The organism is Rhizobium sp. BK591, from assembly GCF_014195045.1.
In the GTDB taxonomy this organism is placed as follows: domain Bacteria; phylum Pseudomonadota; class Alphaproteobacteria; order Rhizobiales; family Rhizobiaceae; genus Rhizobium; species Rhizobium anhuiense.
In genome coordinates this window covers 259,329-271,369 of the sequence record NZ_JACIAZ010000003.1, presented here as the reverse complement: position 1 = coordinate 271,369, position 12,041 = coordinate 259,329, and the positions used below count along the sequence as shown (strand labels likewise).

Annotated in this window: 9 protein-coding genes and 1 pseudogene; 6 read left to right on the top strand and 4 right to left on the bottom strand. The window is 60.4% G+C overall.

Annotated features, from left to right (window positions below; all coding sequences use genetic code 11):
- Positions 1 to 88: 88 nt before the first annotated feature.
- Together FHX10_RS14365 and FHX10_RS14360 are read left to right on the top strand one after the other, a co-directional pair.
- On the top strand, positions 89 to 298 hold the full coding sequence (locus tag FHX10_RS14365) for a DUF2842 domain-containing protein (RefSeq protein WP_047616460.1): 210 nt from the start codon (positions 89 to 91) through the stop codon (positions 296 to 298).
- 118 nt (positions 299 to 416) lie between these two features.
- Positions 417 to 1,658: a GNAT family N-acetyltransferase gene (locus FHX10_RS14360; RefSeq protein WP_097543012.1), complete on the top strand. Its 1,242-nt coding sequence runs from the start codon at positions 417 to 419 to the stop codon at positions 1,656 to 1,658.
- Between the two features lie 107 nt (positions 1,659 to 1,765).
- On the opposite strand, the gene FHX10_RS14355 is transcribed toward FHX10_RS14360, so the two are convergent.
- Positions 1,766 to 3,931 carry a GumC family protein gene (locus tag FHX10_RS14355; RefSeq protein WP_047616456.1) on the bottom strand — a complete coding sequence of 722 codons (2,166 nt, stop codon included), beginning with the start codon at positions 3,929 to 3,931 and terminating at the stop codon, positions 1,766 to 1,768.
- A 192-nt stretch (positions 3,932 to 4,123) separates the two neighbouring features.
- On the opposite strand from FHX10_RS14355, the gene FHX10_RS14350 reads away from it, so the two are divergent.
- The 4 genes and pseudogenes from FHX10_RS14350 (at position 4,124) to FHX10_RS14335 (ending at position 8,750) form a co-directional block, all read left to right on the top strand.
- Positions 4,124 to 4,699: a polysaccharide biosynthesis/export family protein gene (locus FHX10_RS14350; RefSeq protein ID WP_047616454.1), complete on the top strand. Its 576-nt coding sequence runs from the start codon at positions 4,124 to 4,126 to the stop codon at positions 4,697 to 4,699.
- Between the two features lie 3 nt (positions 4,700 to 4,702).
- Positions 4,703 to 5,873, top strand: a pseudogene (locus tag FHX10_RS14345) (glycosyltransferase family 4 protein).
- A gap of 73 nt (positions 5,874 to 5,946) precedes the next feature.
- Positions 5,947 to 7,509, top strand: coding sequence for an undecaprenyl-phosphate glucose phosphotransferase (locus FHX10_RS14340; RefSeq protein ID WP_097543011.1), 1,563 nt, complete (start codon positions 5,947 to 5,949; stop codon positions 7,507 to 7,509).
- Entirely contained in the window at positions 7,506 to 8,750 is a 1,245-nt protein-coding gene (locus FHX10_RS14335) for an O-antigen ligase family protein (protein ID WP_063474290.1), read from the top strand. Before FHX10_RS14340 ends, FHX10_RS14335 begins: the two co-directional genes overlap by 4 nt.
- 52 nt (positions 8,751 to 8,802) lie before the next feature.
- On the opposite strand, the gene FHX10_RS14330 is transcribed toward FHX10_RS14335, so the two are convergent.
- The 3 genes from FHX10_RS14330 to FHX10_RS14320 all read right to left on the bottom strand — a co-directional run bounded on the left by FHX10_RS14330 (position 8,803) and on the right by FHX10_RS14320 (position 12,000).
- The gene (locus FHX10_RS14330; RefSeq protein ID WP_097543010.1) at positions 8,803 to 9,636 is read right to left on the bottom strand and encodes a carbohydrate ABC transporter permease; all 834 of its coding nucleotides are present in this window, start codon (positions 9,634 to 9,636) and stop codon (positions 8,803 to 8,805) included.
- Entirely contained in the window at positions 9,636 to 10,529 is an 894-nt protein-coding gene (locus tag FHX10_RS14325) for a carbohydrate ABC transporter permease (RefSeq protein ID WP_184389985.1), read from the bottom strand. Before FHX10_RS14325 ends, FHX10_RS14330 begins: the two co-directional genes overlap by 1 nt.
- A gap of 133 nt (positions 10,530 to 10,662) precedes the next feature.
- Positions 10,663 to 12,000: an extracellular solute-binding protein gene (locus FHX10_RS14320; protein ID WP_063474288.1), complete on the bottom strand. Its 1,338-nt coding sequence runs from the start codon at positions 11,998 to 12,000 to the stop codon at positions 10,663 to 10,665.
- Between the last annotated feature and the right edge of the window lie 41 nt (positions 12,001 to 12,041).

Genomic DNA, 12,041 nt, shown 5'->3' with positions numbered 1-12,041 from the left:
TTGCCCCACCGGCTCATGCAAAACAAGCCCCGAACCTTTGCGGCATGCCGTCGCGCCGGTTCGCCCCCTCCATGCCGAGAGATAACCGATGCCCGTCCGCCTCCGCAAATTCATCGGCACGATCCTCATCATCGTGCTCGTGCTCGTCTATGCGCTGGTGGCGAACACGATCGCGGTGGCAACGCTCGGCAACGCGCCCTGGTGGGGACATCTGCTCTATTTCTTTCTCACCGGCCTGCTCTGGGTATTGCCGGCGATGGTAATCATCAAATGGATGGCCGGGCCGCCGCAGCGGTAGGTCATTAACGGCCGAATAACCGTGATGCGCGGAAAACCTCGCTCACCGCCTGCGATTAAACCAAATATACGTCTCCCATACCTACTTTCCCGTTCAGCATTCTTGACCGGAGAAAACCGTGCAGACGCAAAAGCTCGATGTCCATGAACAGCCGTCCGACAAGGTGGCGCTGGCCGATATGGCCATGTCGCGCCTGCGCCAGCTGAGCATGAAACTCGCCATGGCTGAAATCGACATCGACGTATTCGACGCGATGCAGCCGCTGGAAGATGACTGGCGGGCTCTGGAGCGCGACAATCTGCAATCACTCCATCAAAGCTACGACTGGTGCGCCGCCTGGGTGAGCGCCTTCCAGCGGCCGCTTGCAATCCTCAAAGGCACCCATGCCGGCCAGACGGCTTTCATTCTGCCGGTCGAAATCGTCAAGTCCCGGGGACTGGCGATCGCGAAGTTCATCGGTGCCGATCACAGCAACATCAATACCGGCCTGTTCTCCGAGAGTTTTGCGGAAAGCGGCGGATCCATTGATGCCGGCAAGTTCGCCGGCCAGCTACAACAGGCGCTCAGGGGCCAAGCCGATCTGCTGCTGCTGCAGAACATTCCGCTGGAATGGCGGGGGCGACAGACCCCGCTCACCGGACTGCCGATGGTGCAGAACCAGAATCATGCCTACCAGCTGCCGTTCTTCTCGACTTTCGAGGAAACGCTGAAGCAGCTCAACGCCAAGAACCGGCGCAAGAAATTCCGTGTTCAGTCGAAGCGCCTCGAGGCAGCCGGCGGCTTCGAATACGTCATTCCCGAGACATCGGAAGAGCAGCATCGCCTGCTCGATATCTTTTTCCGCCTGAAGAGCGCACGCTTTGCCAGTCTCGGCCTTCCCGACGTTTTCGCCGACAGGGAAACGCAGGCCTTCCTGCATGGCTTGCTCGACAGGGTGGATGACAGCAGGCAGTATTTCGGGCTGCAGATGCAGGTGCTCCGGCTCAAGGGCGCGCTTGAGGGCAGGATCGCCGCGATAGCAGGCATCTCGCGCAAGGGTGACCACATCATCTGCCAGTTCGGCGCGATCGATGAGGAGCTCGTGCCTGATACCAGCCCCGGCGAATTCCTCTATTGGCAGACCATTTCGGGATTGCATGGCAAGGGTGTCGCGCTGTTCGATTTCGGTCTCGGCGACCAGACCTACAAGCGCTCCTGGGCGCCTGTGGAGACCGCCCACTACGACGTGGTGCTGCCGGTCTCTCGGTTCGGCGTTCTCGCCGGCGCCGCCCACCGGGTCGTCACCCGCAGCAAGGCCCATATCAAGGCGCGCCCGAAGCTTTATAGATTCGCCCAGGGCGTCCGGGCACGAATTGGCTAGAGCGGTTCAGCTTTTAACTGAAACGCAGAACCGCTCTATCCTTTTGTTTTTACGCATGTCGTTGCCGCAAAACCGCGGCACACTTTTGCGCGACATGCTTCAACCGTTCAGGCCGCCCGGCCGAACTCCTGCTCGGCCCCTTCGCCGCCCGACATCAGCACGACGCGCTCATAGCCCGCAGCCTGGAATTCCGTCATCAGTGCAACGAAGATGGTCTCTTCGACTTCAGGCAGCGAGAGGATGATCTCGACGTCGCGGCTGCGCGTCAGCCGCGAGACGCCGGCCACATCGGCCGAACCGCATTCGACCACCACGAGGTCGTAGGCGGCGGCAAGCGCATCGAGCAGCAAGGACAGCCGGTCGACACCGCGCATGGCCCGGCGCACGTCGCTCTGGCCCTGGGGGATCAGATGGGCATCGGACAGGCGGTCGCTGTGGATCGTGTCGCCGAAGGCGGCTTCGCCGCAAAGCAAATCGGTGACGCCAAGGGCGGCCTGATCCTCGACCATCAGTTCCGTGGGGTAGCCGGAGCCGGTCATATCGATGAGGATGACGCGGCGGCCGGCGTCGGCGAGCGTGCGGGTCAGCGAAACCGTCGCCGCCGAACCATTGTCACCGGTCGGGGATATGGCAATTGCCAGCGGCGCACGGCTGCCGGTCAGATAATCCGCAACTGAGGCGATGGAGAATTCATTGTCGTCCTCCGGCGCCTCGGCAGCCTCCACGGCCGCTACCGGCTCATCCTCGTCCGCGACCACGGCGAGCATGCTCGGCTGCACGGGCTTTCTGACTGCTACGGCGATCGGAGCGGCCTGCGGCACATGCTTCTCCTCGACGGCTGCTTCCGCCTCGATTGCCTCCGGGGACGCATCCACCGGGCGGAGCGCCCGGCCGCTGAAAAGTTCGGCCAGCATGGTGATGATGGCGCTCATAATCAGCGTCGCGACGGCAGCGACGACGACGATCGGCACCACCTTGGGGAAATAGGGATCGACCGGCTCGACGGCCCTGGACACGATGCGGGCATCCGCTGGGCTCGAATTGCTGTCGGCGCGGGAGGCGGCCTCGCGATAGCGCACCAGATAGGTTTCGAGCAGCTGGCGCTGGGCGTTGGCCTCACGCTCCAGCGCATTGAGACCGACCTCATCCTCACCGGCGCGGGCGCTGGTGGCCTGCACCGTGTCCGACTGGCGCTCGAGTTCGCTAGCGCGGAGATCTGCGACCTTGGACTCGTTCTCGATGCTCGTCAGGATCTTCTGCGTCTCCTGGCGGATCTGGGTACGGATATCGGCGAGTTGCGCACGCAGGCTTTTCAGCCGCGGATGGTTGTTGAGAAGACTGGTCTGCAGATCGGAGATCTGCGACTGCAGGCCGGATTCCGTCGCCTTCAGCCGCTGGATCGCCTGCGAGGACATGATGTCGGGCAGCGTATCGGAGGCTTCGCCCGAAGACAGCGCATTGCGCACCGCCTGCGCTCTCGCCTCGGCATTGGCCTTGTCGCCCCTGACGCGGGTCAGTTCGGCGGAGATATCGTTCAATTGCTGCGCCGGAAAAGTGGTCGTGCCGTTCGTCTGCAACAGCCCGTGCGAGGTGCGGTATTCGGCGACCTTCTTCTCGGCTTCGCTGACCTTCCGTCGCAGGCCTTCGATCTCCGGCTCCAGCCAGCGGGTCGCCTCGGAGTTGGAATCGAGCTTGGCGCCGCTCTGGGTCGAAAGGTAGACATTCGCCATGGCGTTCGGAATTGCGGCGGCGAGTTTCGGGTCCTTGGAGGTGAAATTGATGCCGATGACGCGTGAACCCGGTACCTGATAGACCTGCAGGCGCTCGACGAAGGCATCGATGACACGCTCTTCCGGCGGATTCTCCAGCGGGTTCTTTTTCAGGTGCAGCTTCACCAGGATGCTGCTCATCGCCGAGCCGTTGGCGGCATCGTCGAATTCCGGCAGGTTGTAGAGCTTCAGGTCGTTGATCACCTTCTTGAGGAGATCTGCCGATTGCAGGAGCTGCACCTGGCTGGCGATGTTGAGTTCATCCATCAGCGGACCGGCGCTGGCGTCGTTGACCTGCTGGGTGTTGGCAAAGGCCGGCGCACGGGGTTCGATGAGGATGCGCGTTTCGCTGCGATATTGCGGCGACATGATCTTGGCGCCGGCAAAGGCGACGCCCGCCCCCACGAGGGTGATCGTCAAAATCCGCAGACGGCGCGCCCAGACCGCGCGGGCCAACTGGCCGAGGTCGATGTCCACATCCTGATCACGAGCTACGCTGGACATGCTCTTACTCCACAACAAAGGTGCCGCAAGTGTAAACGACCATGGTAACTCAACGGTTAATGGCGACCTTGCCAAGTAGAGGAGGGACGATCGATCAAGGATACCGGGAAATTGCAAGCGTCCTTTACCGGGCATTAACCCTAACGGATCGATAACGACTGCACCGAGTTCATTTTCTGTGAGCACAAACGGATGTCTTTCGTCCAGCCCAAGATCTTTTTGGCCCTGAGCCTTGCAGCCATGACGGCAGCACTGGGCGGCTGCACGACGTATAAGCCGGCTCCGAAGGCCTTCAACGAGGCGACCATCCAGCCCTATACGCTCGACAGCGGCGATCGGTTGCGTGTTACCGTTTTCGACCAGCAGAGCCTGACCAACACCTATACGGTGGATCAGGCCGGCTATATCGCCTTCCCGCTCATCGGCCAGGTCCCTGCCCGCGGCCGGACCCTGCAGCAACTCTCGGGGCAGATCGCCCAGAAACTGCAGCAAGGCTATCTTCGCGATCCCGACGTCACCATCGATGTCGATCGCTACCGTTCGATCTTCATCATGGGTGAAGTCGGCCAGCCCGGCCAGTATGCCTATGTTCCCGGCATGACGGTGCAGAATGCCATCGCGGTTGCCGGCGGCTTCACCAGCCGCGCCAACCAGAGCATGGTCGACGTCACCCGCAAGATCAACGGACAGGTGCTGACCGGCCGCATCAACATATCGGGCCCGATCATTGCAGGCGACACGATCTACGTTCGCGAACGGCTCTTCTGAGCAATGTCAAAACAGAGACCGCTCCGCATCCTCCATTGCTTCAGGTCGCCGGTCGGCGGAATATTCCGCCATGTCCGCGATCTGGTCGAGGAGCACAGCAAGGCCGGTCATCAAATCGGCATCCTCTGCGACAGCTCGACCGGCGGCGAGTACGAGGACAGCCTGTTCGACGATATAAGACCCTATCTCTCGCTCGGCCTGACACGCGTGCCGATCCGGCGTTCGATCAGCCCGTCCGATATTGCGACGATGTGGGATACATACAAGAAAATCAAAAGTTTGCGGCCGGATGTGCTGCACGGACACGGCGCCAAGGGCGGCGTGCTCGCGCGACTTGCCGGCTCAGCGTTGCGGGTGAACAGGTATCGCGTAGCCCGCCTCTATACCGCACATGGCGGAAGCCTGCATTATTCGCGCTCCTCCTTCAGTGGACAGTTCGTCCTGAGGATGGAGCGGCTGCAGGAATATTTCACCGATGCGCTGGTCTTCATCTGCGAATATGAGCGCGACACCTATGCACGCAAGGTGGGTAAGCCGCGGACGAAGACGAAACTGATCTATAACGGTATCAGCGAGCGTGATTTCGAGCCGATCCCGACCCGTTCGGATGCCGTGCATTTCATCTATGTGGGAATGCTCCGGGACCTCAAGGGTCCCGATCTGTTTGTCGATGCCTTCGCCAAGACCGAACGGCTGCTCGGCAGGCCGCTGTCGGCGCTGATGATCGGCGACGGGCCGGATCGCGACCGCTACCGCGAGATGATGGTCGAACGCGGCCTCGGCAAACGTATCGGCATGCTGCCGGCAATGCGGGTGCATGAGGCTTTCTCGATGGCGCAGAACCTCGTCGTTCCCTCGCGCGCCGAAGCCATGCCCTATATCGTGCTCGAGGGGCTCGGCGCCGGCAAGACGATCATCGCAAGCCGAGTCGGCGGCATTCCCGAGGTGCTCGGCGCCGACAGCGCTGCACTGGTGGAGCCCGGCAATTCCGACGATCTCGCCCGCGTCATGGCGGAAACGCTGAGCACGCCCGGCTGGCACGCCAGGACGATGCCGAAGCCCGAGGCGGTGAAGGCGGTGTTTTCCTCCGCCGTCATGGCGCGCGATGTGCTGAAATTGTACCACGAACTCGTCGAGACCGCTGCCGGCCCAAGCAATGCCCGCCGCCTCGTAAATATTTCTTAGGGGCTTTCTGGTATTTCGCTCGGTGACAATGAGCGACAATGCCCCATAGACAAGCTGGCCCCATGAACAAGCTGGAAAAAGGCGATCAATTCGACGTGGAAGCGCTGCGCAAGCAGGTCTCCGACATCGAGGTGCGCGGCGACGCAGGTAAGGAAAAACCTTCCGACCCGACCGAGATCAACCCCTATGCCCGCCAGATCGCCGAGCAGTTCCGCGATGGAACCTATTCGCCGGCCATCATCATCGGGCAATTGCGGCTGTTGGAATTCCTGGCGCTCTTCGCAATCGCCCTGATCGTCCACTATGTCTGGCCCGGCGACGGCCACGATTCCGCGCTGGTGCGGGCTGGCATGGCGGCGATCGCTTCTGCCTTGACCGTCATCGGCCTCCAGCTTACCGACACCTACACCATTCCCGCGCTTCGGGCGAAGCTGCGGCTGATGCCGCGCATTCTGGCGTCGTGGACGATCGCGCTTCTTCTGACCCTCGGCCTGTTTACGCTCATTCGCGGCACCACATGGGCAATGGTCGATGCCTATATTTCTTGGTTCGCAGCCGGCGCGCTCTTCCTTGTGGCCGAACGTTTCCTCGTCGCTTACGGCATCCGCAACTGGGCGCGCAACGGCATCATGGAGCGCCGCGCCGTCATCGTCGGCGGCGGCGAGCCGGCCAAGGATCTGATCCGCGTCCTCGAACAGCAGGACGACAACGACATCCGCATCTGCGGCATCTTCGACGACCGCGGAGAGAAACGCTCGCCGATCATGGTCGCCGGTTATCCGAAGCTCGGCACCGTGGCCGAACTCGTCGAATTCGTACGGCTGACGCGCATCGACATGCTGATCATCGCCCTGCCGCTTTCGGCCGAGGCCCGCATCTACGACCTTTTGAAGAAGCTCTGGGTTCTGCCGGTCGATATCCGCCTTGCCGCGCATGCCAACCGGCTGCGCTTCCGGCCGCGCGCCTACTCGCATGTCGGCACGGTGCCGATGCTCGACATTTTCAAGAAGCCGATCCGCGACTGGGATTCCGTCGCCAAGCGCGGCTTCGACATCTTCTTCACCGTGGTCGCGCTTGCGCTGCTCTGGCCGGTGATGGTCGCGACCGCGATCGCCATCAAGGCGACCTCCGAAGGCCCGGTCTTCTTCATGCAGAAGCGCCACGGCTTCAACAACGAGATCATCAACGTCTTCAAGTTCCGCTCGATGTACACCAACATGGCCGACCCCACAGGCAAGGCTGCGGTGACCAAGGGCGATCCACGTGTTACCCGCGTCGGGCGTATCATCCGCAAGAGCTCGATCGACGAATTGCCGCAGCTTTTCAATGTGCTGAGAGGCGAGCTTTCGCTGGTCGGTCCGCGGCCGCATGCCGTTCTCGCCCAGGCGCGCGATCGCGCCTTCTCCGATGTCGTCGAGGGCTATTTCGCCCGCCACCGCGTCAAGCCCGGCGTCACCGGCTGGGCGCAGATCAACGGCTGGCGCGGCGAAGTCGACAATGACGAGAAGATCAAGTTCCGCACGGCTTACGACCTCTATTACATCGAGAACTGGTCGCTCTGGTTCGATCTCAAGATCCTGTTCCTGACACCGATCCGGCTGCTCAACACGGAAAACGCCTATTGAGCGCGATCGAGGCGACATATCCCCGTGTCGCCCACCCGCAGCGGATGACGCTGCGCCTGATCGGCTCGGCCTTCGTCGCCTTCGGCGTCTTCCTCTCCGGTTTCGTGATCGACGAGCCGGCGCCCTATGAACTCTGGATGGCCGGGCTGATCGGCCTCTGGTTCATCCTGGGCCTCAGGATTTCGCGCGGCGTAGCGCCGCTGCTCGCCTTGCTGCTCACCTTCAATATCGGCGGCATGCTGTCGCTGACGCAGATGAAGGACCTGGCGACGGGGCCGATGTATATCGCGGTGTCGACCTTCCTGGCGCTGACGGCGGTGTTCTATGCAGCAATCATCGAGGACAGCCACAAGCGGCTGCCGTTGATGTTCAACGCCTGGACCTTCGCCGCCGTCGCCACCTCGGCGCTCGGCGTACTCGGCTATTTCCACGCATTTCCGGGCGCGGAGGTCTTCACGCTCTACGACCGCGCCAAAGGCGCCTTCCAGGACCCCAACGTTTTCGGCCCCTTTCTGGTGCCGCCATCGCTCTACCTCATCCACGGCATTCTGGCCGGCGACCTGAAGAAATCGCCGTTGAAGGCCGCCGCCCTGCTCGTGCTTGCACTCGGCATCTTCCTCTCCTTTTCCCGCGCCGCCTGGGGGCTTTTTGCGCTCGGCCTGGTGCTGCTGATCTTCATCATGCTGCTCAAGGAGCGCAGCGGCGCCTTTCGTCTGAGGGTCCTGGTGCTATCGCTGGCGGCGATCATCATGCTGGTCGCCTCGCTGCTGGTGGCGCTGCAGATCCCGAAGGTCGCCGAACTGTTTTCAGCGCGCGCCCAGCTGGTGCAGCAATATGACGGCGAACATCTCGGCCGCTTCGAGCGCCACCGGATCGGCTTCACCATGATGATGGAGCGCCCGCTCGGCATCGGTCCGCTGGTGTTCGGGACGATGTTTCCCGAGGACGAGCATAATATCTGGCTGAAATCGCTGACCACCTATGGCTGGCTCGGCTTCGTCAGCTATGTCGGCATGCTTGTCTGGACGCTCGCCCTCGGCTTTCGATACCTGCTGCTCGACCGGCCGTGGCAACCCTTCCTGATGGTCGCCTGGATCTCCGTCCTCGGCCATGCGGCGATCGGCAACGTCATCGACATCGACCACTGGCGCCATGTCTATCTGCTGCTTGGCACCGTCTGGGGCTGCGCGGCGCTGGAAGTGCGCCACAAGCGCGAGCGAAGGCGCCAGGGACCGGCGTGAGGCCTGACCCTCTGGCGCATCGTGCTTTGCGCGTCTGAAATCGCACAGCTGTCTATTTCGTGGCTCCTGCCGTCAGGCCGGCAATGAACCGCCGCTGGAAAACCAGATAGGTCAGGATGAGCGGGGCAATGACGATCACCGCACCGGCGGTCAAAACCGGCGTATTGACAGTGTAGCGCCCTTGGAAAAACAGCATACCGAGGGGCAGCGTCCGATAGGCGTCGTCGTTGACCAGAATGAAGGGGATCAAAAACTCATTCCAGGTCCAGATGAACAGGAACAGCGCCAGCGTCGACATTGCCGGCACCATAAGCGGGATAACGATCTTACGGAGGATATAGAAGCGTCCGGCGCCATCGAGAACCGCCGCTTCGAGAACTTCTTCCGGCAATTGCTGCATCGCGCTGGCGAGGAAGATCGTTGAGAACGGTATCGACATCGCGATCTGCGGCAAGATCAGAGCCGCATAGGTGTTGATAAGGCCGAGATAACGCATTTCATAATAAAGCGGGATGATGAAGGCCTCCGCCGGCACCATCATGCCGAGCGTCAGGATAGCGAACAGCGTGCGCCGAAACGGAAATGACAGGTAAGCGAAGGCAAAACCGGTCAGCAGGCCCAGAAAGACGCTGGCAGCAACGACGGGTATGACAACTGTAATCGAATTCCAGAAGTAAACGTTGAAATGTCCGGCATTCCAGGCATCGACGTAATTTTCGAAATGGGGATATGCCGGCAAAGCGAACGCACCCTGCAGAACGTCAGCCTTGCTCTTTATCGACGTCAGAAGCAGAAGCAGGAAGGGGATGATGGTGACGAACGCAAGAAGCCAGAGGACAATGCGGAGGAATAGTGCACCGACGGGAAAGTTGGACGAACGGCTCATCAAGCCAATCCTTTATTCTGCGATCCCACAAATCGGTGAATTGCATAGTTGATGACGAATGTGAGTACCGCGCCGACAATGGCGATGGCCGCCGCGGCGCCGAAGCGATTGAGCTCGAAGCCGAGCTGATACATGTAGATATTCGGCACGAGGGTGGCGTTGGCGGGTCCCCCTCGGGTCATCGTGAAAATCAGGTCGAAGCTCTTGATCGACGCGATGACCGTCAAAAGCAAAACCACCCTTATCTCAGGCAATAGAAGCGGCAGCGTGATCCAGAAAAAGGTTTTTCGCGCCGAAGCGCCATCGACCTTGGCGGCGTCGAAGAGAGACGGGTCGATGCGCTGAATTCCTGTGAGGAAGATGACCATGCAAAAACCGAAGAAATACCAAGTGGCAACGATCCCGACCGCGGGGAGCACAAAATTGAAATCGCCGAGCCACGGCAACGCCAAGGCGCCCAACCCTACTGCTCTCAGAAACTGATTGAACGGGCCAAAGGCAGGATTGTAGAGCCATGCCCAGATGATGCCCAACACGGCCGTCGGCATGATGTAAGGCAGGAACAAGAATGTCCGCAGCGCGAGCTGTTCGCGTTGCTTCAGATTCCAGACGCAGGCGGCAAGGCCTATACCGAGCACCAGCGGCAGAACACAATAGAAGATCATCAGCGCGGCATTGTTACGCAAGGCGATATAAAAACGATTGTCGGAAAAGAGATCGACGTAATTGCCCAAGCCAACCCAACTGGGCATGCTCAAGCCGTCCCAACTGGTCAGGCTCAAAGCCAAAGCCGCAATAATCGGTCCAAAGACAAAGGCCGCATAGAGCAGCAATCCAGGCAATAAATAGATAAAATTGGTGTGTTTCGAGCCATCAAGTGCGGAGCGTTTCATCCAGTACTCCATGAAGCCAAGGCGCTGGTGATCGCGCTGCAAGCCGCAGCTCGCAGCGCTGATTTTAACGTGGATCGACAAGACGCGGGCCGCGGCCTCCAAGGCGGACGGCCGCGACCGGCGCCCGCACCTTTTATTTCTTATCCTTCAAATACGCCTGATAGTCCTTGTCCATGGCGTCGACGAAGGCTTCGGGGGTGATATTGCCGGACAGAAGAAGCGGCGTGTTGTCGTCTATCGTCTTCAGCATCGTCGGGCTCGACCAGTCGGGGTAATGGCCGAGCGCGTCGTTCGCGTTGAGTGTCTTCCACATTTCGATGCCGGAGCTCAGCAGCGGCGTGAGCTTTGGCTTTGCGTCGGCCGCCAGCGACGTCGCCGGAAGATAGCCGGCAGCGGCCCATGTTTCAGCAGCCTTTTCCGAAACCATATAGTCGATATAATCGCCTGCCAGGTCCTGCGTTGCCTTGGTTTTGGCAAGGCTCGTTATCGCCCAAGCAAGGTCCACGCCTCCGACACTCAATGGTTTGGAAATGCCCTTCGGGGCGGGAATGGCCATGAAGCCGATATCCGGATTGTGTTGCATGTCGCCGAAATACCAGGTTCCGGAGATCAGGAAGGCACCCTGCCCTGATATGAAAAGCTGGACGGCGTCATCACCCGAGATGCCCTCGAAACCGGGGAAAAAATAACCGCCCTGTGCCCATTGCTGCACGAGTTTCGCGGATTCGATGTTCCCCTTGGTGTTCCAGGAACCGCCCCTGCCGTAGATCAGATCATCAAGTTCGGCGCGATTGCTCGCGTCGATATGCGCTTGCTCGATGGCGCCGATCATGTGCAGGGCCAGATGCTGCTTTGCCGAGCCCATCATGAAGGGCGCAACGCCTTTTTCCTTCAGCTTATCAAGATCGGCCAGAAACTCCTCGAAGGTTTGCGGCAATGCTACGCCCGCATCGTCGAGGATCTTTTTATTGTAAAAGAGACCAACGATCTCACCGAGGCCTGATATGCCGTAGGTCTTGCCGACCCCGAACTTTCCATCCTCCCAGCGGTCTCGAGCAAGCACTGAATCCGACTGCCGCTTGTCCCAGCTGTATTTCTTGATGTAGTCGTCAACCGGAAGGAGCAATCCTTCCTTGACCATCGCGCCCATGTCGCCGGCGCCCTGGTTGACCTTCGTGATGACAGGGCCGTTCCCTGCCGAAACCGCAAGCTTCAGCGTCAACTTCATGTCATCAAAGGTGCGGGCGGTGCGTTTGATCGTGACACCGGGATGCGCAGCTTCGAACTCCTTGTTCAGTTGCTCTATAACAGCGCTCTGACCTTCATAGGTCTGGTCATCCCACACAGCCAGATCGTCAGCGCGCGCGGCTGCCGAAAGGCCCAAACTTATAAGCGCTGCACCAGCAAGCGCGACGGCTGCCTTCCATTGGCATCCCGGCAGTATGTTGATCGATTTCACGCTTCTATTCATCGGTTCCACCTCATTGATTTATTCTCCACTTTCCGTTCAGA